We start from the raw sequence: 23,992 nt of genomic DNA, 5'->3' as shown, positions 1-23,992 counted from the left end.
CTGTTAGGTTTAACAATAAAGAATAATATCACTGATTTTGTATATTCAATAAATTAAACTTTTCTTAAAATAATCTAAAAATCAAAATCTACTACTAACTTTACGGTAGTAGATTTTTTATTTTATCCCTATGAAGAAATTAATACTTGCTTTAACCGTATTCTGCAATTTTAATATTGGAACAGCACAGCTGACTGTTGCTAAAGAAGTTTTTACACGCCGCGACACATTGCAGGGTGGCTTGCGTCCTGAACGTACCAGCTTCGATGTACAGCGTTATGATTTGAATATTAAAATCAATTCTGATGAAAAATCAATTACAGGATATAACGACATTACTTTTAAAGTGGTTGACAATACGTCTAGAATTCAAATCGATCTATTTGAGAATATGCAGATTGACAGTATTGTTTACAACAATAAAAAACTGCAGTTCAATAGAGAATTAATAGCAACTTTTATTCAGTTTCCTGAAGTATTGCAAAAAGGCAGTGGACATACAATCCGTTTTTATTATTCGGGTAAACCGGTTATTGCAAAACGAGCGCCATGGGACGGCGGTTTTGTTTTTAGTAAAGATACAGCCGGAAAACCCTGGATAGGAGTGGCTTGTCAGGGATTTGGTGCGAGTAGCTGGTTTCCTGTAAAAGACTCTCAAAGTGATGAGCCTGATTTTGGTGCTTCTGTAAAAGTAGCAGTACCCAACGGATTGATGAATGTGTCCAACGGCAGATTTCTTGGCAGTGAAAATTTAAAAAATGGTTATACACGTTGGGATTGGGAGGTTAAAAACCCAATTAATACCTACGATATTACGATAAATATTGCTGATTATGCCCATATCCATGATAGTCATAAAGGACTGGATCTGGATTATTATGTTTTAAGAGCTAATGAAGCAAAAGCGCGTAAACATTTTGAAGAAGTAAAGCCTATGATGGACTGTTTTCAGTCAAAATTTGGAAAGTATCCATTTTCTGAAGATGGTTATAAATTGGTTGAAACCCCTTATCTGGGAATGGAACATCAAAGCGCAGTAGCTTACGGAAACCATTATTTGCAGGGATATCTTGGAAATGATTTGTCGGGGACGGGCATTGGTCTTCTTTTTGATTACATCACTATTCACGAAAGCGGGCATGAATGGTTTGGAAACAGTATTACGAGTCAGGATATCGCTGATATGTGGATTCATGAAGGATTTACACAGTATTCTGAAATTGTATTTGTTGAGTGTCAGTTTGGTTATGAAAAAGCCATGGCATATGCATACGGACTTCGTAACAATGTTAATAATGACAGACCGATTATTGGTCATTACGGAGTTAACAAAGAAGGCAGCGGCGATATGTATCCAAAAGGAGCGTTAATGCTCAACACAATCAGACACATTATTAATGATGATGCTAAATGGTGGAAATTGATTTTAAAATACTCGGAAACATTCAAAAAACAAATCGTAACAAACCAGCAGGTAGTTGATTTCTTTAACAAAGAATCAGGAATAAATTTAACTCCTGTGTTTAATCAATATCTTAGATATACTTCTATTCCTGAGTTGGAAATTAGAAAAAACGGTGATTCATTCGAAATTCGATGGAAAACAGAAGAGCCTGATTTTGCCATGCCGGTTGATTTGAATATAAAAGGCAGAAAAGTAAGGGTTAACGCTACTAACGAATGGACAAAGGCAGGAACTAAAATTAAATCGGTAAATGATATTCAGCCTGATAAATTGGCTTTTTATATAAAATACTGATTTTTAACTTATTAATTATTTGTTTTTTAGTAAATTAGAAGTAAAATTCTAAACTAGGAAACTATGGAAACTGTTAAAAGTTTAAACAAGTGGGCAAATGCCCATACCTCTTATCCATTGGATATATTGCGTATTGTTGTGGGAATATTTCTTTTTTGGAAAGGAGTTTCCTTTATGACAAATACAGAATATTATAATCAATTAATTGAGCCCATTAAAAGTTTAGGAGGAGGAATGCTGATTGTACATTATGTTATGGCAGCTCACATGATGGGAGGGGTAATGATTGTTTTCGGATTATTGACCCGATGGGCAATTATTGCACAAATTCCTATTTTGCTTGGGGCTTTCTTAGTAAATTTTACTTTTGAAATGAATGTTGGAAACTTAATACTTTCATTTTTACTGCTGTGCATTAGTGTTTTCTTCCTGTTTTACGGAAGCGGTAAACATTCGGCTGATTATTATTTCAAAATGCAGCAATAGAAAATGTGAATTTAAATTATAAAAAAGTGCCGATTATCAAAATCGGCACTTTTTTATTTTGCAGGAGCTATATTTCCCCAATTGATTCCTCTTTTTATCCTGAGTAATTGTGTTTCTGATACTTTGTATCGTTTTGCCAATTTACTCAAAGGAATATTCTCATTGATTCTCTTTTTAATAACCATAACCTGATGAATGGTTAATTTGGAACGTGTGATTCGAATGGGACGGTTAATGTTTGCAAGCGCTTTGGCTTTAATTACATACGGACTGTCCTGCTGATGTTTAATGTTTTCTTCCATCGTCATCCATTTTAGATTAGAATGATGATTGTTGGACTTATCAAAATCAAGATGAGCAACAAAATTGTGTTTTTTTGAAGGCTGTCCAACAAAATGCAATGCCACTAAACGATGGGTTAATGTGCCAAAGCTTTTTCTTCTTCCGTTTTCAATTTTGCGCAATCTCGAATTGTACTTTTTTCTAACTGTTTCAAGTCTGACTTCAACTGCATCAATAGCTCTCGAAATATCATAAAAGCGGGCATCTTTTCCGTCACAGGTTTTTAAATCTCTTTTAAGTAAAGTGATTTCTTTTTTAATACCTGCAATTCTTGCTCTTTCCTCGGTAAGATATTTCAAGTCTTCTTCAGTATGAGGTGAAAAGACCGAAAAATTAAAAGAAGGATAGCCTTCGGTTGTTGCTTGAGAAATATTTTTTTCCTCGTTAGTATTTAAATCGATTTTTCTCAAATTTCCATAATTAGAGATGAAGAGCTTGTATTTTTCCTTAAAAGGAGATTTCAAATCCACTTCTTTCCATTCTTCGTTATCAAAATATCTCTTTAAATGCATATCAAAAATATTTAAAGTTAGCTTTCTTTTTGTCCCATCATCATTAAATAAGCTTTTAAAAACTCATCTAAATTTCCATTCATAACACCGTCCACATCGCTGGTTTCGTATTGTGTTCTGACATCTTTAATTAATTTGTATGGATGCATAACGTAATTGCGTATTTGCGAGCCCCATTCAATTTTCATTTTGCCGGCTTCAATATCGGCACGTTGTTCCAGTCGTTTTTTCAACTCAATTTCATATAACTGCGAACGTAGCATTTGCATGGCGCGTTCACGGTTATCATGTTGCGAACGGGTTTCTGAACACTGAATTTGAATTCCGGTTGGTTTGTGCAATAACTGGACTTTTGTCTCAACTTTATTTACATTTTGTCCTCCGGCACCGCTTGAACGGGCAGTAGTAATTTCAATGTCAGCAGGACTGATAGCAATTTCAATCGTATCATCGACCAACGGATATACATATACCGAAGCGAATGATGTGTGGCGTTTGGCGTTACTGTCAAAAGGAGAAATTCTTACCAATCGGTGTACACCGTTTTCACCTTTTAAATAACCAAAAGAATAATCACCCTCAAATTCCAGGGTAACGGTTTTAATACCGGCTACATCACCTTCCTGAAAATTCAGTTCTTTAACTTTATAGCCGTTTTTCTCACCCCACATCAGGTACATTCGCATAAGCATACTTGCCCAGTCACAACTTTCGGTACCACCGGCACCTGCGGTAATCTGCAGTACAGCACTCATTGAGTCACCTTCGTCAGAAAGCATGTTTTTAAATTCAATGTTTTCGATATGGGTATTGGTAGTTTCGAATAAATCATCTAATTCCTCTTCACTTAAATCACCTTCTTTGAAGAAATCATAGGCAATTTGAAGTTCATCAGCAAGATTTACCGCTTTTTCATAATCTTCTACCCATTTTTTCTTTGAGCGGAGATTACGGACAATAACTTCGGCTTCCTTAGCCTTGTTCCAAAAATCAGGAGCAAAAGTCTTTTCTTCTTCGTTAGCGATTTCGATTAATTTGGCATCAATGTCAAAGATACCTCCTCAACGCACCCAGGCGCTCTACAATACCTTTAATTTGTTCGGTATTTGTCATAGAATTTTTATAATTTTGATGTTTATATTTATGAATTTGATTTTTAGAAATTTCTAAAAATATTTATTTCAGATTTTTTCTGAGTATAAAAAGAAAGCTAAAATATAAAAAAAAGAAATATCACCAAAATTAGTGATATTTATGTGTTAAAAACCCTACAAATATTGGTGTGTTTTAGAATATGGAAATAAATTTGGTAAGTGATACCGTAACCAAACCTACGCAGGAAATGCTGCACGCTATGTTTAGTGCAAAAGTAGGTGATGATGTATATAAACAAGACCCGACAATAAATGCTTTAGAGCAAAAAGCAGCCACAATGTTTGGTATGGAAGCAGCATTGTTTTTTCCTTCCGGGACTATGGCAAATCAGGCAGCATTGAAATTAAACACACAGCCGGGAGACGAAATAATTTGTGACAAATGGTCGCATATTTATCTGTATGAAGCAGGAGGGACGGCTTTTAACAGCGGTTGTTCATTGAGTTTAATTGATGGAAACAGAGGGATGATAACTGCAGATCAGGTAAGAAAAGCTATTAATGACCCTGAATTTTTTCATGCTCCTTTAACAAGTGTGGTAAGTATTGAAAATACAACCAACAAAGGCGGGGGAGCCTGTTATGAAATTGAAACATTAAAAGAGATTAAGCAGGTCTGCACACAAAATAACTTAAAATACCATCTTGACGGAGCCCGTTTATGGAATGCTTTAGTTGCAAAGAAACAATCTCCACGACAATTCGGAGAACTGTTTGACACCATTTCAGTGTGTTTGTCTAAAGGTTTGGGAGCACCGGTGGGATCAGTTTTAATTTCTGATGCAAAAACAATAAAAAGAGCGTTACGCATCCGTAAAGTTTTTGGAGGAGGAATGCGTCAGGCGGGTTATTTGGCCGCAGCGGGTATTTATGCTTTGGATAACCATATTGAAAGATTGGCGGTTGATCATCATAGAGCTAAGGAGTTGGCTTATATGTTGCAGCAGTTACCATGGGTTGCCGGGGTAGAACCTGTGGAAACCAATATTGTTATTTTTAGTATTCAATCGTATCTTGATGAAAAAGTGATTATTGAAAAATTGAAAGTCAAAGGGATTCATATCAGCTCTATGGGACAGGGTAAGATGCGTATGGTAACGCATTTGGATTACCGTCAGGTTATGCACGAGTATGTAATGGATATTCTGCCTAAAGTAGCAATGTAAATTAAAGTTGTAAGCCGGAGAAATTTCGCAAAATCTGTCTATACCCAAAAAGGAGCGTTGAAATGATATTTATAGTGTTATTAGGAGCATTGTTTTTTTTAATGCTCTATTTTTTTTTACCGGATAATCGTCTGGATAAGTAAAAAGAAAACAAGGGTCAAATGGACATTTGCGATAATAGGACTGTTGATTTTGGTAAAAATTATTGATTTTGTCTTTTTTACGAAAATGGAATTTATCCAGTCAAAAGTATATCCGGATCTGTATCTTGTGAAAAATCCAATTTACAATCGTGATTCCTTACATGAAGCAATCAAAAAAATGGTTATTCAAAAAGTGAATAATGAATTTACAGGCAATGAGAATAAATACAAATCAAAGTATGAGTACAGTTCTTCATCACCTTCAGGAACAGATTTGTATTATTGCCTGAGTTTCTATGAATATTCTAAAGGCTGGGGAACAAATCCGTTTGGAGAAGCAGGAACACAGCATTTTATAGACCACGAAGAAGACCCGGGCGGATTCAGCAGTGAACTTCTTGAGCATTATTATGAATACAGAATTGCAGAATTTGATATCCGATTCTGCGAAAATGATACAATTAACTGTTTAGGTATTTTGAGATATTTTCAAAATGATGAGGAAATAAAAACGGATACAATTATTAATCAATGTAAAAAGAAATGAAAACAACCCGAATGGTATTTTTGTTTTTGTTACTGTCTCTAAACCTGAATGCCCAGGTGTTGAAAGATTGTGCAGTATGTTCGGCACAAATTGTAAAACCGGAAAAAATAAAAGATTTGAGCATTGATGAAATCAGATTGCTGACCAATGAAATTTTTGCAAGAAATGGTTATCAGTTTGAAAATTCGAGGTTTCAGGATTATTTTGAACAAAAATCCTGGTACAAATCAAAAGGAAACAATAAAAATGTTTCATTTAACGAAATAGAAAAACAAAATATAAAAGCCTTTCAGGAAAGAATCAGGCTCCTCAAACAAAATCAGGAAGAACTGATCAACCAGTTGAAAGCATTTAAAGAACTTGTTTTGTCGGGTGAATTAAATGGTTTGAAATCTAAATATGCTTTTATGTACGAAAAGCAAAATCAGGCTGATGAGGCTAAATCATTGAAAGAAGTTTTAAACAGAATCAACCTTGACGATGTAAACTATTATAAAAACAAAGGACAGAACAGTGTAATTGCTGATAACGGATTTGTAAAAATTGTTTATAAACTATCAATAGAAGGAGATCAGATAAATTTGTTTTATAGTTTCATGAACCATTCAGAAATTATTGAGGACTTGAATGAATTTACCGACTATCATTCGGAAGATGAGTTTATGTACAATTGGCAGTTCGAGTATAAAAGCAACAAATTGAAATTTATAAGGCTGGCATTTGCAGGATAGAAAAATAATTCTCTCGCAAGTAAGGTTGTTAAAATAAAAGAGCTGTAAGCTTACATGTTTTTTTGGATAGAGTCTGATCAGCAGCCGTTTTTTATCCAGTTCATAGTTTATGTTTTTGATTTTTTAGGAAATAGTGGTTGTGTAACAGTTATCATTGTTGGTATTGATTCTATTTAAAATTCTTGTTTTCTAAAGTCCAGTAAATCATATTATTTTCCGTCCTTAATTCTATAAAATTAAATTTTGTGAGCAGATTTACGGAGTTTGTATTTTCTATTAAACAGTTAGCGGTAATTTCTTTTACAATTTCATTTGAAAAAGCCCATTTAATAATTTCTTTTACAGCCTCTTCAGCGTATCCTTTTCTTCTTTCTTCTTTAATTATTCCATAACCAATATCAACGCTTTGATCTTTATAATTGAACCCTTTAAATCCTAGATCCCCTATTATTTCTGAGGTCTCTTTTTTGATTATCATCCAGGATTCAAAACCTGTTGGAGATTCAACTTTTAATAAGTTGTTAATTATTCTTGGTAATGTTTCAATCACATCATTGTCAGGCCAGCTTTTCCCTTTTTTTAAATTCCAACTATCCAAATCACTATAATTCTCATTCAATATATTCCTGCAAACTGGAATTGTAAATGGAATAAGTATTAATCTTTCAGTTGTTAGTTTATCAATTTTCAGGGATTCGACTTTCATTATTTATGTTGATTTTTTACGGTAAAATTTATGATACTGCTCCGCCGGCTTTATACAGCGCCGACTTTTTTTTATTGTTACTCACAAATATACCGAAGTTGAAAGAAAAAGCTTAATTAAATGCAGAAAATGGACATAAAGTTCTTTTCGGAAAATTTGAATCCAGGCATTTCATGAAATCTTTCTTCCTTTTAAACCATTCAAGTTTAAGGGATGTATTGAAATAAAAAAAAACTGCAGTTAACGGTTGTGCTTTTTATTTTTTAAAGAATTCTTCTGCATTTTTGTAGAATATTTTTTCTTTTTGTTCTGAAGATAAAAAGTCAAGCTTATTTACCGATTCGATTGCTTGTTTGATATCGCCATTATCGGATCCAAACATTAATCTGTTTTCTAATCCGGCATCGATTAATCTTTTCATGACAGCGTAAAAATCTTTGTGGGAAACTATGTATGGATTTGAAATAACGGAAATGTCGGTGTACACATTTCGATAGACACTCATAATACCAATAGTTTCTTCTAAAAAAGGACTGCCCGCATGCATAATCCAGATTTTTAACTTCGGAAATTTCAGTATTAAATCTTCCATTAAGATGGGACTTCCTAAACTTACTTTAAAATTTGGACAACCATGACCGGGGCCTGCCAATCCTGTATGAATACCAACAGGAAGATTGTATTTTTCAGCTAATGCATAATACGGGTATAATAATTCATCTGATGGTGAAATTCCGTAATACTGGCTTAATATTTCTCCAATGAAATCAATTTTTCCATGAATAATCTGACGCTCTGTCCATTTGATATCCGGGAATTCTTTTCCATCCGAAAAACAAAGACGGTTGCCATACGGGACTTTTCCATTTGGACATGGCAGCATTAATCCATATAGTAATTCGATTTTGTATTTATCCCTATAAGTGTCCTGCAGTTCCCAGGAAGTGCTGATGCCTGCCTTGTAAACACCGGAATTTTCCAATTGGCGCATTTGCATGTTTGGGTCTGATTCACCATGAATATGCGTGTCGAATACTTTTTGAGAATAAACATTAAACAATCCAAAAAGTAATGAGAGTAGGATTAATTTTTTCATAATGTTATATTTTATATTCTTATAATAGGGTTGAATTCTTTCTGTTTCATCCCTGGTTCTGTAAGATTCCGCCGGTATTATGAAGTGGCATTTATTATCACCGCTGCACACAAATATACCGAAAAATTGAAAGAAAAAGCTTAATTAAATACCGGGAATGGATATAAAGTTCATTCCATAAAATTTCAAGCCAGGCATTTCATGAAATTATTGTGCCTTTCGGATCATTCAAATTTCAAAAATGTGTTATAACCATAAAAACAACCTCTTTTAAAGCAATTTAAAGAGGTTGTTTTATGGTTTTTTAAGGAGTTATAAGTAGTTACTGCTTTAAGTTACTTTTTATTTATTATTTAGCGGAAAAGAAAGTCCTGCAGCCATTGCTCCGGAAAATTGTTCAGCAGTTGAGTGATAATAGTACGTGAACTTAATCTCGACATTGTGTTTACGGCCCAATGCCAAACCAACCGAAAAGGGAATGTGCGGCAATACTCCGTTTTTTTTCAGGTTTGTATACGGTGTATAAGTTTGAAATGAACCAACCGACAACCCAATGCCTGACTCAAGAAAAGGTGCAACGTAAGGAATAGGAGCACTGATACGTACTTTTGTCCCAAGTAAAAATGCATTGGATTTAATTTTGTATTCCTCCATACCTGGTTCATCAGATTCTCCCGAAGCTATAATAATTCCGGCATACGGTCTGAAAGCGAACCAACTTTTCAGGTTATAAACATATTCTCCTTGTGCATAAAAACCTGTTCCTGTTAAATCAGTTTCATCGTATGGAGCACACATGCCTATTCCCAAAGATGTGTTTATAAATTCTGATTTTTTTTCTTGTGCAGGTGCTGTATTGTAAAATAAAAAGGAAAGGATAAGGACAGTAATGGAAGAATATAGTTTGTTCATTTTGGAATTTAATTTGATGGTGCGAATTTAATTTTTTTTTAAGAATTCTCGCATAAAATATTTTGTCTGATGCGTTGGAAAAACTGATCTGTAATGTTCTGAGTGCTAAGAAGCAGGGGTAAAACAATTTGTTAGGACTGAAGTCAAATAATGAAAGATTGTCACATTAAACACTAAACCTTCCTGCATAAAACCCTTGTGCGTGTTGTACAACTTGTTTTTGAGACTTTTTTGCGTTTATGTTAGCTTATTGAATTAATAAACACTTGATTTTAATGTGAATTTGTTTGGTGATTTTATCTTACTGTTGTTTTTGGCTATTTTTTAGTTGTGCAACAATCACTGTTAGCTGCAGTCATTAATGTTTTTCGTACGCTTCAATATTCTGAAGAAGAGATTTTTCAGTCTGCATAATATCCATAAGTAACATTTTTAAAGTCTGTTTATTTTCCTTGTCTGTTTTATGAATATTTGAGTAAAGGAAGTTCATTAGATATACAGTTTTGTTCTTCAATGTTTCTTTTAGTTCATCAATATTGGAAAGTGATATTATCTTTTTAAAGTCAATTAAATCAATTTTAGTGTTGGAGACTGACTTCCAAGCATTAGTTTTTATTTGTGGAATGTAAATTCCTTTAGATTTCATTACAATATCTAAAATAGTAGTTTTTTTATCATTAGAATTTAATTCCAATACAGTTATTAATGAATCCTGTTGAGGAATTATAGCGTTTATGTCATTTTTTGATTCTTTTAATTCATTGCTTATGGTTGAATAAACTTGATTGACAAAAATTTTGTCTTTTCTTTCAGAATTCCAATTGTCAATAAAAAGAGCTATTAAGATTCCAGCAATTACAGGAATGATTTCTTTAATAAATTGAAAACTATAATCTTTAATTTTTTTCTTCATTTAACGAGGGCTTCAATATGATTGCTGTTAACGTTCCGCCGGCTTTACGATGGTGGGGGTTTTTATTGCTTTAGTTTCGGTTAAAAACACCGAAGTCAAATATACAAAACTAACTTTAAATTATACCTATAAACCTCACTAACACAAAACCGTGTTGTGCGTTCGCTTTTTATGATTCCCAATGTCCTTCAAAGTAGTAAAAAATTATAATTGTCTGTTGTTATATATATGTCTGTTGTATTTATGCGATGTCTCGGGTATAAAGTCTCATTTATTAGTAAACACTTTACATACGCTTTTGTCGTGTCAAGAAACGAGATGTCAATTGTGTTTTCTTTTATCCAATATTTTTCATTTTCCTTGATGTCATTAACCAAAGAGTCAATAAATTAAATGAGATCCTCATTTTTTATTTCTTTAACCTTTAAATTTTCTGCCCATTTATTTAAATCTGTCTTTTCTGCCCAAGTTGGTTGACCATAGATTCCTGATGTCTGGTTTACTTCGGACTTCAACGTACTAAAAAAGAAGTGTTCTATGTTTTCAAATTTACTTTTTGCACCAATTGTCAATCTTACATAACTAACACCCCAAGTCATACCAATACCATTTGTCTCAAAGTCCAGATTGAAGTTGTTTTTATTAATATAATATTTTAGTCTTTCTATTCTCATTGGGTTCTACTAAAGTGACGCACAACGGTTTGGATATGAGCAGTAGCGTCCCGCAGGGCGCTATTGCTTATAGGCTTTGTTGTGGTGTCGTATTTTTTATTTTTTCTAGTTCATACCCATCTTTGGTCACAGTAATTAAACTATCTTTTAAGAGGACTCTTCTATCTTTCTTTGTAAATGTTCTCACTTTCTTAAGTTCATTAATTTCCCGATTGAAACAAAAAACTTCTTTAGAGTTCTTCCAAAATAGTTCATTGTCTAAACACGAAATTGAATCAACAAATACATCAATTGGTAGCTCGACTTCTTCAATAGTAAGAAAATCAATATCCAATTCACAAATTGGAAATTTACCGTATCCAAAGAAAAGTACTTTATTTCTATTAGTTTTTACCACTTGATAACAGTCCCAAATTCCAAATTAGAATTAAAGCCCCAAATCATTTTTCCTTTCTTATTAAAAATGGCAAGACCTTCTTTGGAATATTTCTTCTCAGCCATTATTCCTTCATCAAAATAGGAAACAACAAACTTTTTATCAAAGATAATTATGTCATTGACTGCATCTCCAATAGAAAAGGAATTAATTATCTCTCCGTTACTGTTATATATTTCAGCATTTTTTTCGTTTTCGTCAGACCTAGAATCAGCAATAAGAATTGAATCACTATCAAGACGTCTTAGTATTGGATACCGAAAATCGTTTTTAATATTAATCATCCAATTTTCAGTATGCAGTTCTCCCTGTTTTGTCAATACTGTAAATGATTTAGCACCTAACACCTCATAAGCCTTTATTTCACCTGAAAAATTGAATTTCATCATTGTCTCATTATATACACCACAACGTCCCTTGGCTTCATGAAGTTGGGGAATTTGTCCCCAAACCATTCCTTTAAGACCGAAGTCAAATATAAAAAAGCCTTTAAATTCCGTCTTAAAACCCCAATTTCATGAAGCTGCTGTTGGTGGTAGTGCTATTTCATTGGAAAAGAGTCTTATATTATTTGTTTCAAAAAGTGTTCCCTAAAAACATCAAACTCTTTCCACTACACAGTTGTAACAACCTGGTCTGGCATTGTGAATATGAATATAATTTATATCTTCATTTTCAAAAACTTTAATTATTTGTTCTCTGAGGTTTTGTCCTTCGGTAACAGAAGCGTCTTTCATAATTCCATTTTTGTCATAACCACGTAATGAAAGTAGTCTGTGATTAAACATTTTTGGAATTTCGTTAACATCCAAAATTGCTGTTTTCGCTGCCTTTCTTACGAATATTGGTCCGCTTGCTTGATAAGGCGAATTTGTCTTATGATGTTGGTAAGGCAATAAAATTACTTCTTCTTCAAGTTCAGCGTCTTGCAAACTTACCCTACATGGAAAACCGGGAAATTTGTCTACAATCATTCTTACGGCACCTATTTTCTCTAATTCGAAATTGTCCAATTTGAAAAGGCTTGAAAACTCTACGTCTTGTAATGATTTTAATTTGAAATTCATATTCATGTTTTTTAGTAAAAGTCAAAAAATAAAGTTGATATACATCCCGAATCTTGTTATATCCAGTAAGTTTTTTAGCATTACTGCCAACGTTCCCACGCTTGGCGTCAGTTGCGAACTTCGGAACTGATTATTTTCTGTTAAAGATAAAATTTCTTGCGAAAAGTAAACATGAATTTACTACAAAATTCGAAATCTTGTCAAACGCTTGTTAGCGCTAGTGTCTAAATTCACATTTAATACTATCCGAATATTCTCTGGCAATTGGTTTTATCCAATCGTTTAATTCAACTGTATTTTTATCTGTTTTTATATATACTCTATTCCAAGTTTTTCGTTCAATTTTTCCTTCTGTTATTACTGACATATTATCACTTGCAAGAACTATAATTGTATCATTAGATTTTCCTTGAAAGTATATATCTTTATTTTTACCATAATACTCTTCAATACTATGTTTATTATAAAAATATCCACCGGCAATACAAGAAAGTATAGTTAAATAAATGATTGTCTTTTTCAAAGGATTTTTATATACTATTAAAAAGCCTAAAGAAATTAACACCAAATAAATTAACACTAAATAAACAAATTCTTGATTATTAAAATTTTTTACAATTTCATACAAAGAGCCACCACTAAATAAAGTTGCGATATATAAAATTAGAAATAAAAAAGGCAAAAGAAATATTATGTTAATCAATACAGTTTTGTGTTCTTTTTTAACAATTCTTAAAATTGTATCTATAATAAAACCTAAAAATAAGAAAAATAAAATAAAGAATAAAAAAACTGCAATACCTAAGCCTGCATCTGTTGGGTGCTCTTTTTGTCTATTCGCTTCAAATGCAATTTCTGAATAATAGTATAATCCTAAAAATGGAACAATTACTATAAATAATCTTTTCAAAAAGCTTTTTAATATGTTCATTTTTAATTATTTTTTGGTTTCTGCGCTGATATTACCACTAACGTTTTAGAGCTTGGTGAAGGTGGCGATTTTCACCACAAATGTGATGCGGAGAATCAAATTTTGATTTTCCATAAATGTGTCTACGGAGCATTAAACCGCTACTTTTGCCAACCCCGTGTATAGGTGCCTTTCTATTGTTTTCTGCTCTCAATTTCATCAAAATAGTTCATCACTTTTTTGTCTGCGTCGCTTTGTAAACTCACATTGTTGTCAAACAATTCTGTCCTTAGTTCTCTATATAACGATACAGCGTTTCTTAAACTATCTAATAATGATTGTCTTTCGTATGTTGGAATTGTGAGTTTTAGTTTTGCTAGATCTTCGCTTTCTAATTCTGTCTCTACTTTTCTAACACCACGAGGCAAATTGTCGTTTTTGATGTGAAGCAAAGGTCCCAAAACAACCATTCTTAAAAACCCCATAAAATCGTATGCTTCAAAATATTCTCCACGTCCGATTTTTAGTAAAGCATAATGTATCCACGTCCAAAATCGTTCTTCAATCCATTGATAGTCGGGATATGGAAACTTTGCTTGTGAATTACTAATTACTTTTTCAAGTTGTCCATTTTTGTCAATTAATAGGGTAGGTGTTTCAATGCGTGAATGAAATTCGTCAAGAGTTACAAATTTTATGTCAACGTGTAAAAGTGGTTTGTCATAAAGGCAAATTAAAACTCTTGGTTCTCCAACATGTTCACCTGTAAATCCTGATAGAAAGTTGCCCAATCTTTTTGCGTAGTTAAGCATTAGATTTTTATCGGTAGAAATCTTTTGCTTTGTTATAAGAATTAGGTCGAGGTCAGAAAACTCATCTATTTCGTTTGTTAGCCACGAACCCGCAACAGCCAAACCGATAACGTTGTCGTCTGGTTCTAAAATAATCTTGGCTTTGTCCGCAAATTCTCGTTGTATCATTTTACTGTTGTCTGTTTTTAAGTTTGCCTATAACGTCTCGTGGCTTCGCGTCAGTTGCGAAGTTCGGAACCGATTTTTTTCTGTTAAAGATAAAAATTATTGCGAAGCGAGAACGTGAATTTACCACAAAACTCGCAATTGCGCGTAACCGCCTTAAGTTTACATTTTTTAAAATTACATAAAAAAGGTAAGAACAAAAGAGAGAAGTAAGGTTTTAAATAACCGCAGGAACTATAGATTCCGTCAACAATGATAATCCCCTCTCTTTTCTACTTTTATTTCGTACAGTTTTTTTTTTAGATGCGAACTGGTTTTTTATGGTTATGAAAAGCAAGAAACTGGCATTAATAGCGGTATGCAACAAACTTTTAAAACAGGCATTTGCAATTGCTGAATCGGGAGTATTATATAATGAAAATCACAGAAGCAAACGGCAGATAAATAACTAAAAATTCAAATTTTAATTTGTTTTTAAGCACAGTTCTTTGTTAGCCGTAGTTTTTATTTTAACGGCTCTGCCCAATCAGAATTCCTTATTAAAATTATTCCCTGAGCATAGTCAGTCGTTGATGTTTTTTTATCTGTGATTTTCATTCCGGAAATGAGACTTAATAAACCTGTACTTTTTATTAGCCTTAATGAATTTTTGTAAGGTGATGTTGACTTGTTTATATCAAAAAACGTATTTGTTTTTTTATTTGTTATATTTTTTAAATCGCTAATTCCGAAGTGATAAAGCGAAAAAGTATTATCGCAAGAAACTCCTGTTTTCGTGTGTTTTTTGTTGCTTCTTAAGAAAAAAGGTAAATATTTAGAAGGAGCATCCATATAGCTATCTAAATATCTGGATATAATAGTATATGTTTTGTCTTTAACAGGCGAATTTGGGTTTTTTACAAGTGCTCCAAAATCTTTCTTGTTATTCATTTCTTTTTGTAGAACATGTGCTTCACCAAAATAGCCATAAATTTTTTGCCCTTTAAAATCATATCTTTTATACAAATCATTGAAATTTAAAAACATAATATTTTCTCTAGTAGTTGTTTTATAATCAACCAGATTTTTTCTGATATGCTCAATATCTGTTACATAATTTATGTTTGTTGATTTTAGATTTATTGTAGAAATAAGTTTGGGCAATTTATCTTTTGTCCATTCTAAAAATAAATTCTCTTCTTTTGGAAAGTCTATTGATAGATTTATTCTACCTAAAAGTATTTTTAAGTGATTTTTGGTAACATTTATATTTTGAACCTTATCAATTCCATAAACTCTGATTTGTGAATCTTCAGAATTTATTCCGTTTAGTTTACGAATTTGAATCCATTTGTTTTTGTAATCAAAATTATTGTGTCCATGATAGATTATCCAACTTTTTAAAACGTAATCAATAAGTTTTTCGTCTCCATTTTTCAAATATTCATTTAGAAAATAGGCTTGACTAAAATCAATCTCTGCCAAATGAATTTTCATTCCGGCTTTTTTATTTAAATATTTGATGAGTTCAAAATCAATCTTTGTTGTTTCCTTTATTCCGTGAAATTCTCCATAAAGAAACAAATTGTTTGTTTTTATGTACTCATCCAAATTTCTAAAGGTTAAATTTTCATTCTGCTTAACTGACTCAAATAAATTTTTATTTTCTTCCCAGTATTGAACATATTCTTTACCTGAGTAGTTGTCATATTTTTTGACGGTAAAGCCATAAAGTAAACATAAAAGTAAAGTGATACATAAGTATTTTATTCCTTTCAAAAGCTTATTTTTCAATTATACACGATTTAGGTTAAAATTACGGCTAATGTCCCGCCAGCTTTATGACGTTGCGGTAAATTTAGCCAAAAGTTTACAAGTAAAAAACTTCACAGAGAAAATTCGGAGAATTTTCTAAACACAAGCCAAGCCCCGCAATGTCATAAAACAGCTGTTAGCCGTTCGGTTTTATTTTTTTAATAATTTTTTTGGTTAACATTTCTGCAAATTCTTTGTTCTGATATAAATTGTGATTTTCATTTTTCACAATTTGGTTTTCTATTTTTAGTTTTAAAAACCAATTACTTTCAGGTTTATATTCATCATTTTCACCATAAAATAGTTGAATAATACAATTTGGTTTCTCTGTTTCTTTTCTTAATCTCGTTGATGATATAGCAAAGATACTTTCTGATTTAAGTCCCAATAAGCTAGCTTTCCAACTTATTAAGCCTCCAATACTGAATGCTAAAATGTGAATATTATCTTTTTCTTTTTCTATTAGATTTTCAACGGCCCTTTCTATTCCTCCATTAATAAATTGATCATGCAGGCTTTCTTCATAATATTCCGTTTTATTTAACTCACCTAATTCGCAACAGTCATAATACTTAATTTCGAAATTATTTTCCAAAATGGTAACATAATGGTCTACCCAATAGGATTTTTCTTTTCCCCACAAATCAGACAAAATAATCAGCTTAGGTTTAATGTTTCCAAATTTCATTTTATTCTGTTTTTCGTTTCGCTAAACTGACGGCTAACGTTCGTCCTGTGGCTTGGCTTGCAGTAGCGATGCCTGCGAACATTTTATTTTCTGTTAAAGATAAACATTTTCGTAAAGAAAAATATGAAGTAAGAGTAAATTAGCTATTGCGCCAAACCACTGTTAGCAACTGACCTTAAATTTAGTTTGTTACTATTCTTTATACCAATTGATTATCATTACTGGAAGAATTTCTTCATGCGATTCATCTTTAATAGCTTGTTTAAAGTCAGCGTAAAAACTTTTGTAGATAATATTATGATCAACTATTTTTATTGTTATTGGAAACTTTTTTAATTTTTCATAATTAATGAAGCGATGAATTTTATCCGTATCATAAATGGATTTTACTTTGCCATTCTCTAATTCGATAAGGATTATTTCTTCATCAAGTTTTTGTATAATCTGATTATTTAAATTTCGAAAATCTTTATTATTTGTAAAAATATACAATGATTTTCCTTCAAGTCTTTTCTTAAAGTCATTATGTTTTTTTTCGCTTATTTTGTTTATTATATATACATAAATAAACAATAACACTAAAAATAAGAAAATTACAACTAAAATTTTAATTAGTATCAATTTATGCGGTTTTTTTGGTTTGCTGCTAACGTCCCGTGGCTTTGCGAAGTTTGGGGATTAGTTAGCCCAAATGTATGAGTTTAGATAAAGTTTACAAATACAAAACCAACTTTAAATTAAGCCTTAAAGCCCAAATTTCGCAAAACCACTGTTGGTAGCAGTTTTTCTATTCGTAAATTATTTCTTCAATTTTATCCCGCTTAATAATTTTAGTTTTTTTGTTTGTTAAATCTCGTATGAAAATGTAATTATTTGTTTCTCCTAATATTTTCAGATTTGTTCCAATCACTATTGTTTTGTTTGATGAGAGCACAAGACTTACTTTCTTTTTGTTTTCAAGTAATTCTTCATGATAATAATAAGAACTGATAGTAATACAAACTAAAAAAAGGAAAATTATTGAAGGGACATTATATTCATTTAAGCCTAATTGTTTTTCACTATAATTTTTTGGTGTGTAATATAAAAACCAAACTATAAGACTAGTAATAATTCCTGTCCAAAAGTATAATGGAATATCAAGTTTATTTAGAATAAAAATCGATAAAATAATTGAAAAAGCGAAGCCAACGATATTTAATATAGTTAATGATATTGAATATGCTTTAGTTGCAAATCTTAAAGAATCTATTGTATGGAACACAACATAGCACGAAAAGTAAGTAATAAAAGCAGAAATTATAAATTGGTAAAAACTCTTAAAAAAGTATATCAAATATTCTGTTAAGTCTAAATATGAGAATATGTTTATATCGAATTTTTTATAATAGTGAGCTTCAATTATGATACTAAAAACTACTGACAATAAGTAAATAATTGAAAGGTTATTTTTCAAATTGTTTAATAATTCTTTAAAAGATAATACTTTCGGTTTTTTGAATTCGCTCATTTTAGCTATTCACTATGATGTTATGTTAAAATTGCTACCAACGTCCCGTCGGCTTTAAGAAGTTGGGGATTTTTGTTCCCGAACCATTCCTTTAAGACTGAAGTCAAATATATAAAATTACCTTTAAATTTTGCCTAAACCCCCAATTTCTTAAAACCGCTGTTGTGCGCTGTTTTTAATTTTGCGGTTATCAATAATTTCAAAATAATCGACAATATCTTTTTCATCTATTACGATTACAAGATTGATGATATGTGGTGGTTCATCATAATTTTGTAAAATTGGATAGGATAGTTGTTTGTCAGTTTCCCACATATTTTCAGATCTTCCTAATAAATCAATTAATTCTTTTTTCGTTAAACCTTTTAATTGAACATTCGTCACCAAATCTTCAAGCATTTTTTCGCGATATGTGTACTTATTATTTTCTTTAAGGAGCCATTTTTCCTTATCAAATTTTTCCTGAGAATTTATTTGGCAAGAACTAAGTACTAAGAATGTAAATAATAAGAAAATATTTTTCATAATCTATTCAAGTCGTGTTTGGTAAAATAGCGCACAACTCATAAATATACGCAGGTTTTCGTTTACAAACGAAAACAAACGTTTATAAGTATTTGATGTTGTTTTCAAATATATAAAATAACCTCCAATCGCTTAGAGGTTAATATTGTTTAAAAGGTATGTTTGTTATTTAAATAATCCGTCCATGCCGGGAATATTAGGCATGCCGTCTTTTGCCACAGCGCCTAATTCGGCTTCGTTTACCGCCGTGGCTTTTTCAATGGCTTTGTTGATTGTCATGACAAGATAATCTTCCAGTTGTTCTTTGTCTTCCAGTAAAGTATCATCAATAGTGATGCTTCTTATGTGACGGTTAGCGGTGATAGTTACCTGCAGTAAACCATCGTTGCTTTTTTCGTCAACTAAAACGGTGTCCAGACGTTTTTTAGTGTCTTCAATTTTTTGCTGGGTCTCTTTTAATTTACCCATCATTCCCATAATATCGCCAAACATGATTTTTTTATTTAAAATTGTGTAACAAAAATAGTAAATTGGCAAATAAATAAACAACTAAATAAAAGTGAAAAACTATTCTGCATTTCTATTTACAACCCTTATTTTTGTTGCATCAATAAATACTATAACAGCTCAAAAAAAGATGACTAAAAATATACAGCCTCCGGTAGCTAAAATCGTACCTAAACAGCTTGAAAAACATGGTGATATCCGTATTGACAATTACTATTGGCTGAATCAAAGGGAGGACAAAGAGGTAATAGATTACCTGAATGCCGAAAATAAATATTACGAACAAATGACTGCTCATACAAAGGAGTTTCAAAAGGAATTGTTCGAAGAGATGAAAGGCCGTATTAAAGAAGATGATTCTTCGGTTCCTTATCTGTATAATGGTTACTGGTACATCAGCCGTTTTGAAAAAGGGGGTGATTATCCTATTTACGCCCGTAAAAAAGGGAGTCTGGATGCGCCGGAGGAAATCATGTTCAATTGTAACGAATTGGCAAAAGGTCATGCTTATTTCCAATTAGGAGGCGTGAGTGTAAGTCCTGATAATAAGTTCGCCGCTTTTGGTGTTGATAAAGTGAGCCGCCGTATTTATACAATCCAAATTAAAAACCTGGATACCGGTGAGATTTTATCTGATAAGATTGAAAATTGTACAGGAGGTTCGGTTTGGGCTAATGATAACCAAACGATTTTCTATACGGTTAAAGATCCGGTAACGCTGCGTTCCAATAAAATTTTCAAGCATAAAATAGGGACGGATGTGTCTCAGGATGTTTTGGTATTTGAAGAAAAAGACGAAACATTCAGTGTATTCATTTATAAAGAAAAATCAAGAAAGTATTTAGTGATAGGCTCACAAAGTACCATGACTTCTGAATTTCAGATTCTGAATGCGGATACTCCGGATAGTGAATTTAAAGTTTTTCAAAAGCGTACCCGTGGTCTTGAGTACAGTATTTCTCATTTTGGGGATAGTTTTTATGTAGTGACCAATAAGGATAAAGCGACCAACTTTAAACTGATGAAAACACCCGAAACGGCAACTTCAAAAGACAACTGGACCGATGTAATTGCTCACCGTAAGGATGTTTTGATTGAAGATATTGAAATTTTCAGAGATTATCTGGTGGTGGAAGAGCGTAATAATGGATTGACAAAACTGCGTATTATGCCTTGGAGCGGGCAAGGGGAATATTACCTGCCGTTTGAAAGCGAAACCTATACGGCCTATACTTCTACAAATGTTGATTTTGATACTGATGTGCTTCGTTACGGATACCAATCCTTAAAAACACCTTCTTCGGTCATAGATTTCAATATGAAGACTAAAGAAAAGGAAGTCAAAAAAGAACAGGAAGTTTTAGGAGGTAAATTTGATAAAAACAATTACGAGGAAAAACGTATCTGGGCAACGGCAGGGGATGGTGTAAAAGTTCCTGTGTCATTGGTTTATCGTAAAGGTGTTGAGCTGAACGGTGGCAATCCGTTACTGCAATATGCTTACGGTTCGTACGGCTATTCAATGGACTGTACGTTTTCAACTACAAGACTGAGTTTACTTGACAGAGGTTTTATTTTTGCAATTGCGCATATCCGCGGTGGTGAAGACCTTGGACGTCCGTGGTATGATGACGGTAAATTGCTGAAAAAGAAAAATACGTTTACAGATTTTGTTGATTGCTCGAAATTCCTGATTGAAAGTAAGTATACGTCTTCTAAGCATTTATATGCCGAAGGTGGTTCGGCCGGAGGATTATTAATGGGGGCTGTGATAAATATGAATCCTGAACTGTATAATGGTGTAATTGCATCTGTTCCGTTTGTGGATGTTGTAACGACGATGTTAGACGATTCAATTCCATTGACTACAGGGGAATATGACGAATGGGGAAATCCAAATGAAAAAGAATACTATGAGTATATGAAGTCTTATTCGCCTTATGATAATGTTGCGCCTAAAAACTATCCTAATATGTTGGTGACTACTGGTCTGCACGATTCACAGGTGCAGTATTGGGAGCCTGCAAAATGGGTTGCTAAGCTTAGAACTGTAAAAACTGATAAAAATTTATTATATTTAGATACTAATATGGATACCGGGCACGGAGGTGCTTCGGGGCGATTTGAAGCATTAAAGGAAATAGCAAAAGAATTCGCTTTCTTGTTAGATTTAGAAGGAATTAAGAAATAATTAAAAAAAATTCATAGATTTGCAAAGTTTTGGAAGTCTGATTTCCAACGACTAATTGGTATAAATAAATATGGGAAAAGATATTAAGGCTTACAATAATATTTTAGAACTAATTGGGAATACACCCCTTATAAGACTTAACCGGATTACTAATGATTGTAAAGGTGAATTTTATGCAAAGGTTGAAGCTTTCAACCCCGGGCATTCCACAAAAGATCGTATCGCATTATATATTATTGAAGAAGCTGAGCGCAGGGGAATTTTAAAACCTGGCGATACCATTGTAGAAACTACTTCTGGTAATACGGGTTTTAGTTTGGCTATGGTGAGCATTATAAAAGGATATGATTGTATTCTTGCTGTGAGCTCAAAATCATCGCCGGATAAAATTGATATGTTAAAATGTATGGGGGCAAAAGTATATGTTTGTCCTGCACATGTATCAGCCGATGATGAGCGTTCATATTATAGTGTGGCAAAACGTTTGCATGAAGAAACAAAAGGGTCGGTATACATCAATCAGTACTTTAATGAATTGAATATCGAGGCGCATTATAAAACCACAGGGCCTGAAATCTGGGAACAGACTAACGGTCATGTTACGCACGTTGTTGCATGTACAGGAACGGGAGGAACATTGTCAGGTACAGCAAAATTCTTAAAAGAACAAAATCCGAATATCCGTATTTTAGGCGTTGATGCTTATGGTTCTGTATTGAAAAAATACCACGAAACACGTGAGTTTGATCCAGATGAAATTTATCCTTACAGAATTGAAGGATTAGGGAAAAATCTAATTCCTTCGGCTACAGATTTTGATTTGATTGATAAGTTTGTGAAAGTGACCGATGAAGACAGTGCCCACATGACACGTACATTGGCAAAAACAGAAGGTATCTTTGCAGGATATACCTCCGGTGCGGTAATTCAGGCAATCAAACAATATGATGAAGAAGGTGAGTTTGATGAGAACAGCGTAGTAATTGCTATTCTGCCGGATCACGGATCACGTTATATGAGTAAAGTATTCAGTGATGAATGGATGAGTTCACAAGGTTTTTTTGACAGTGTAAATGCCGAAGAACAAAAGGTGGAATTTATAAAATAAATAAAACACAATAGATAAAATGACTGCGTTTAAAAAGTTTACGGCTTTTTAGATGCAGTTTTTTTATTGACAGCTTTTTAGGTTAAGAGGATTTTAATTTTAACTGTTTTAGAAAACGGAGTTCTTAATTTAGAGACTCTCCCGGTTTTGGCGGAAGTATTTTCGGCCGGATTAACACTGTTGGTTTTATTATTGCGGACTGTTACTGTGTTACTTTTACTATTACATTGCCTTTTTTTCTTCCGGTATCAACATATTAGTGAGCCTGAACTATTTCGTCTAATGAATATGTTTTATCGATAATTGCCTTCAGTTTACCTTTTTCAAATAACATTTTAAGAAAGTCTAATTGTTTTTTTGATTCAGAAGCATATTCTAAACCGCCAACTGTTTTATAAATTCCGTTCTTTTTTAAAAGCATCCGGCATTGTTTTTTGCTGGTTTTACCCACCGCATCAAAAATAAAATCATACTGGTTTGTCTGTTTGGTAAAATCTTCCTCATCATAGAAAATAACTTTTGAGGCACCCAAAAATTTTACTAAATCTTTTCCTTTTGAGCTGCATACAGCAGTTATCTCTGCACCGTAGTATTGGGCAATCTGTACCGCAGCGGTGCCTACTGAACCTGTTGCTCCAATAATTAAAACCTCCGGCGATTTTATTTCTGATAATTTTACTTTTTCAATAAAATATACTGCTGTCTGCCCGCCAAAAATAAGTGAAACAGCTTCATCAAAAGTCGCATTGACTGGCATTGTCGTAACATTGTCTGTTTCTTTAACTGCTATATATTCGGCATAGGTTCCAAAACTGAAGCCTGTCATCCCAAAAACTTTATCACCTTTCCTGTATTTTGACACTTTTGTACCCGTATCTTCCACAATGCCTGAGTACACTGTTCCCAATATAGGTTTTCTGGGTTTTAAAATTCCCAGCACCAGGCGCATCACTACTTTCATAATGCCTTCCCCGGCAATTCCTCTGACTCTTGTATCTCCTGAATTTACAGCTGTAGAAATTATTCTGACAAGAATCTCGTTGTCCTTTATAATAGGATTTTTAACGTCCTGAATTTGTAAAACATCAGGTTTTCCATATTTAGTACAAATAACTGCTTTCATTATTTTTAAACGTTT

At 32.7% G+C, this 23,992-nt stretch carries 26 protein-coding genes; 7 read left to right on the top strand and 19 right to left on the bottom strand.

The window, feature by feature from the left end:
• Nucleotides 1-130: 130 nt before the first annotated feature.
• Nucleotides 131-1,759: a M1 family metallopeptidase gene (locus EZM65_RS02490; RefSeq protein WP_136666935.1), complete on the top strand. Its 1,629-nt coding sequence runs from the start codon at nt 131-133 to the stop codon at nt 1,757-1,759.
• A 63-nt stretch (nt 1,760-1,822) separates the two neighbouring features.
• A complete protein-coding gene (locus EZM65_RS02485) occupies nt 1,823-2,245 on the top strand; it encodes a DoxX family protein (protein WP_136666934.1) in 423 nt (140 codons plus the stop codon).
• 53 nt (nt 2,246-2,298) lie between these two features.
• On the opposite strand, the gene EZM65_RS02480 is transcribed toward EZM65_RS02485, so the two are convergent.
• Together EZM65_RS02480 and prfB are read right to left on the bottom strand one after the other, a co-directional pair.
• A complete protein-coding gene (locus EZM65_RS02480; RefSeq protein WP_136666933.1) occupies nt 2,299-3,099 on the bottom strand; it encodes an HNH endonuclease in 801 nt (266 codons plus the stop codon).
• A gap of 17 nt (nt 3,100-3,116) precedes the next feature.
• Nucleotides 3,117-4,212, bottom strand: a protein-coding gene (gene prfB / locus EZM65_RS02475) for a peptide chain release factor 2 (RefSeq protein WP_136666932.1) whose coding sequence is annotated in 2 segments (ribosomal slippage) — nt 3,117-4,148 and nt 4,150-4,212 — 1,095 coding nt in all. Because the reading frame shifts where the segments join, the coding sequence is not laid out codon by codon here.
• A gap of 181 nt (nt 4,213-4,393) precedes the next feature.
• On the opposite strand from prfB, the gene EZM65_RS02470 reads away from it, so the two are divergent.
• The 3 genes from EZM65_RS02470 to EZM65_RS02460 all read left to right on the top strand — a co-directional run bounded on the left by EZM65_RS02470 (nt 4,394) and on the right by EZM65_RS02460 (nt 6,840).
• Nucleotides 4,394-5,419, top strand: a complete 1,026-nt coding sequence (locus tag EZM65_RS02470; RefSeq protein ID WP_136666931.1) for a low specificity L-threonine aldolase — start codon at nt 4,394-4,396, stop codon at nt 5,417-5,419.
• 228 nt (nt 5,420-5,647) lie between these two features.
• Nucleotides 5,648-6,109 (top strand): hypothetical protein, encoded by a 462-nt coding sequence (locus EZM65_RS02465; protein ID WP_136666930.1) that lies wholly within the window; start codon nt 5,648-5,650, stop codon nt 6,107-6,109.
• Nucleotides 6,106-6,840 (top strand): YARHG domain-containing protein, encoded by a 735-nt coding sequence (locus tag EZM65_RS02460; RefSeq protein WP_136666929.1) that lies wholly within the window; start codon nt 6,106-6,108, stop codon nt 6,838-6,840. Before EZM65_RS02465 ends, EZM65_RS02460 begins: the two co-directional genes overlap by 4 nt.
• Before the next feature lie 169 nt (nt 6,841-7,009).
• Here EZM65_RS02460 and EZM65_RS02450 read toward each other — a convergent pair whose 3' ends face one another.
• From EZM65_RS02450 to EZM65_RS02375, 16 genes are all read right to left on the bottom strand, one after another.
• Entirely contained in the window at nt 7,010-7,546 is a 537-nt protein-coding gene (locus tag EZM65_RS02450; RefSeq protein ID WP_136666928.1) for a GNAT family N-acetyltransferase, read from the bottom strand.
• A gap of 256 nt (nt 7,547-7,802) precedes the next feature.
• On the bottom strand, nt 7,803-8,642 hold the full coding sequence (locus EZM65_RS02445; RefSeq protein ID WP_136666927.1) for an amidohydrolase family protein: 840 nt from the start codon (nt 8,640-8,642) through the stop codon (nt 7,803-7,805).
• 342 nt (nt 8,643-8,984) lie between these two features.
• The gene (locus EZM65_RS02440) at nt 8,985-9,554 is read right to left on the bottom strand and encodes a hypothetical protein (RefSeq protein WP_248574807.1); all 570 of its coding nucleotides are present in this window, start codon (nt 9,552-9,554) and stop codon (nt 8,985-8,987) included.
• 358 nt (nt 9,555-9,912) lie between these two features.
• A complete protein-coding gene (locus EZM65_RS02435) occupies nt 9,913-10,467 on the bottom strand; it encodes a hypothetical protein (protein ID WP_136666926.1) in 555 nt (184 codons plus the stop codon).
• A gap of 389 nt (nt 10,468-10,856) precedes the next feature.
• Nucleotides 10,857-11,141: a hypothetical protein gene (locus EZM65_RS02430; protein ID WP_136666925.1), complete on the bottom strand. Its 285-nt coding sequence runs from the start codon at nt 11,139-11,141 to the stop codon at nt 10,857-10,859.
• A 67-nt stretch (nt 11,142-11,208) separates the two neighbouring features.
• Nucleotides 11,209-11,538 (bottom strand): hypothetical protein, encoded by a 330-nt coding sequence (locus EZM65_RS02425; RefSeq protein ID WP_136666924.1) that lies wholly within the window; start codon nt 11,536-11,538, stop codon nt 11,209-11,211.
• On the bottom strand, nt 11,532-12,032 hold the full coding sequence (locus tag EZM65_RS02420; protein WP_136666923.1) for a hypothetical protein: 501 nt from the start codon (nt 12,030-12,032) through the stop codon (nt 11,532-11,534). The genes EZM65_RS02425 and EZM65_RS02420 overlap by 7 nt, the downstream gene beginning before the upstream one ends.
• 144 nt (nt 12,033-12,176) lie before the next feature.
• The gene (locus EZM65_RS02415) at nt 12,177-12,644 is read right to left on the bottom strand and encodes a DUF1203 domain-containing protein (RefSeq protein WP_248574806.1); all 468 of its coding nucleotides are present in this window, start codon (nt 12,642-12,644) and stop codon (nt 12,177-12,179) included.
• A gap of 217 nt (nt 12,645-12,861) precedes the next feature.
• Nucleotides 12,862-13,575 (bottom strand): hypothetical protein, encoded by a 714-nt coding sequence (locus EZM65_RS15610; RefSeq protein WP_211196184.1) that lies wholly within the window; start codon nt 13,573-13,575, stop codon nt 12,862-12,864.
• Nucleotides 13,576-13,748: 173 nt separating this feature from the next.
• On the bottom strand, nt 13,749-14,534 hold the full coding sequence (locus EZM65_RS02405) for an aminoglycoside 6-adenylyltransferase (RefSeq protein WP_136666921.1): 786 nt from the start codon (nt 14,532-14,534) through the stop codon (nt 13,749-13,751).
• 501 nt (nt 14,535-15,035) lie between these two features.
• The gene (locus EZM65_RS02400) at nt 15,036-16,304 is read right to left on the bottom strand and encodes an erythromycin esterase family protein (RefSeq protein ID WP_136666920.1); all 1,269 of its coding nucleotides are present in this window, start codon (nt 16,302-16,304) and stop codon (nt 15,036-15,038) included.
• Nucleotides 16,305-16,461: 157 nt separating this feature from the next.
• Complete coding sequence (locus EZM65_RS02395; RefSeq protein WP_136666919.1) at nt 16,462-17,013, bottom strand: alpha/beta hydrolase; 552 nt, start codon at nt 17,011-17,013, stop codon at nt 16,462-16,464.
• Nucleotides 17,014-17,205: 192 nt separating this feature from the next.
• Nucleotides 17,206-17,634, bottom strand: coding sequence for a hypothetical protein (locus EZM65_RS02390; RefSeq protein ID WP_136666918.1), 429 nt, complete (start codon nt 17,632-17,634; stop codon nt 17,206-17,208).
• Between the two features lie 166 nt (nt 17,635-17,800).
• Entirely contained in the window at nt 17,801-18,523 is a 723-nt protein-coding gene (locus EZM65_RS02385) for a hypothetical protein (RefSeq protein WP_136666917.1), read from the bottom strand.
• A gap of 150 nt (nt 18,524-18,673) precedes the next feature.
• The gene (locus tag EZM65_RS02380; protein WP_136666916.1) at nt 18,674-19,048 is read right to left on the bottom strand and encodes a hypothetical protein; all 375 of its coding nucleotides are present in this window, start codon (nt 19,046-19,048) and stop codon (nt 18,674-18,676) included.
• Between the two features lie 165 nt (nt 19,049-19,213).
• Nucleotides 19,214-19,540, bottom strand: coding sequence for a YbaB/EbfC family nucleoid-associated protein (locus EZM65_RS02375; RefSeq protein ID WP_136666915.1), 327 nt, complete (start codon nt 19,538-19,540; stop codon nt 19,214-19,216).
• A gap of 145 nt (nt 19,541-19,685) precedes the next feature.
• Between EZM65_RS02375 and EZM65_RS02370 the strand changes: the two genes are divergently transcribed.
• Nucleotides 19,686-21,746 (top strand): S9 family peptidase, encoded by a 2,061-nt coding sequence (locus tag EZM65_RS02370; RefSeq protein WP_136666914.1) that lies wholly within the window; start codon nt 19,686-19,688, stop codon nt 21,744-21,746.
• Between the two features lie 70 nt (nt 21,747-21,816).
• Nucleotides 21,817-22,854, top strand: coding sequence for a PLP-dependent cysteine synthase family protein (locus EZM65_RS02365; protein ID WP_136666913.1), 1,038 nt, complete (start codon nt 21,817-21,819; stop codon nt 22,852-22,854).
• A 256-nt stretch (nt 22,855-23,110) separates the two neighbouring features.
• Here the strand turns inward: EZM65_RS02365 and EZM65_RS02360 are convergent, their stop codons facing one another.
• Entirely contained in the window at nt 23,111-23,977 is an 867-nt protein-coding gene (locus EZM65_RS02360; RefSeq protein WP_136666912.1) for an NAD(P)-dependent alcohol dehydrogenase, read from the bottom strand.
• Nucleotides 23,978-23,992 lie beyond the last annotated feature (15 nt).

Origin of the sequence: Flavobacterium sp. H122 (genome assembly GCF_004959765.1) — a bacterium.
Lineage (GTDB): Bacteria > Bacteroidota > Bacteroidia > Flavobacteriales > Flavobacteriaceae > Flavobacterium.
The sequence above is the reverse complement of the archived record's forward strand: the minus strand, read 5'-3'. Positions and strand labels throughout refer to the sequence as shown.

Bases quoted from the DNA above. Each gene is read 5' to 3' on its own strand.
- EZM65_RS02470 (WP_136666931.1), top strand. From the start codon at position 4,394: ATGGAAATAAATTTGGTAAGTGATACCGTAACCAAACCTACGCAGGAA.
- EZM65_RS02450 (WP_136666928.1), bottom strand. From the start codon at position 7,546: ATGAAAGTCGAATCCCTGAAAATTGATAAACTAACAACTGAAAGATTA.
- EZM65_RS15610 (WP_211196184.1), bottom strand. From the start codon at position 13,575: ATGAACATATTAAAAAGCTTTTTGAAAAGATTATTTATAGTAATTGTT.
- EZM65_RS02460 (WP_136666929.1), top strand. From the start codon at position 6,106: ATGAAAACAACCCGAATGGTATTTTTGTTTTTGTTACTGTCTCTAAAC.
- EZM65_RS02380 (WP_136666916.1), bottom strand. From the start codon at position 19,048: ATGAAAAATATTTTCTTATTATTTACATTCTTAGTACTTAGTTCTTGC.
- EZM65_RS02440 (WP_248574807.1), bottom strand. From the start codon at position 9,554: ATGAACAAACTATATTCTTCCATTACTGTCCTTATCCTTTCCTTTTTA.
- EZM65_RS02485 (WP_136666934.1), top strand. From the start codon at position 1,823: ATGGAAACTGTTAAAAGTTTAAACAAGTGGGCAAATGCCCATACCTCT.
- EZM65_RS02375 (WP_136666915.1), bottom strand. From the start codon at position 19,540: ATGTTTGGCGATATTATGGGAATGATGGGTAAATTAAAAGAGACCCAG.
- EZM65_RS02465 (WP_136666930.1), top strand. From the start codon at position 5,648: ATGGAATTTATCCAGTCAAAAGTATATCCGGATCTGTATCTTGTGAAA.
- EZM65_RS02480 (WP_136666933.1), bottom strand. From the start codon at position 3,099: ATGCATTTAAAGAGATATTTTGATAACGAAGAATGGAAAGAAGTGGAT.
- EZM65_RS02420 (WP_136666923.1), bottom strand. From the start codon at position 12,032: ATGGTTTGGGGACAAATTCCCCAACTTCATGAAGCCAAGGGACGTTGT.
- EZM65_RS02430 (WP_136666925.1), bottom strand. From the start codon at position 11,141: ATGAGAATAGAAAGACTAAAATATTATATTAATAAAAACAACTTCAAT.
- EZM65_RS02435 (WP_136666926.1), bottom strand. From the start codon at position 10,467: ATGAAGAAAAAAATTAAAGATTATAGTTTTCAATTTATTAAAGAAATC.
- EZM65_RS02395 (WP_136666919.1), bottom strand. From the start codon at position 17,013: ATGAAATTTGGAAACATTAAACCTAAGCTGATTATTTTGTCTGATTTG.
- EZM65_RS02490 (WP_136666935.1), top strand. From the start codon at position 131: ATGAAGAAATTAATACTTGCTTTAACCGTATTCTGCAATTTTAATATT.
- EZM65_RS02415 (WP_248574806.1), bottom strand. From the start codon at position 12,644: ATGAATTTCAAATTAAAATCATTACAAGACGTAGAGTTTTCAAGCCTT.
- EZM65_RS02385 (WP_136666917.1), bottom strand. From the start codon at position 18,523: ATGAGCGAATTCAAAAAACCGAAAGTATTATCTTTTAAAGAATTATTA.
- EZM65_RS02365 (WP_136666913.1), top strand. From the start codon at position 21,817: ATGGGAAAAGATATTAAGGCTTACAATAATATTTTAGAACTAATTGGG.
- EZM65_RS02405 (WP_136666921.1), bottom strand. From the start codon at position 14,534: ATGATACAACGAGAATTTGCGGACAAAGCCAAGATTATTTTAGAACCA.
- EZM65_RS02445 (WP_136666927.1), bottom strand. From the start codon at position 8,642: ATGAAAAAATTAATCCTACTCTCATTACTTTTTGGATTGTTTAATGTT.
- EZM65_RS02370 (WP_136666914.1), top strand. From the start codon at position 19,686: ATGACTAAAAATATACAGCCTCCGGTAGCTAAAATCGTACCTAAACAG.
- EZM65_RS02360 (WP_136666912.1), bottom strand. From the start codon at position 23,977: ATGAAAGCAGTTATTTGTACTAAATATGGAAAACCTGATGTTTTACAA.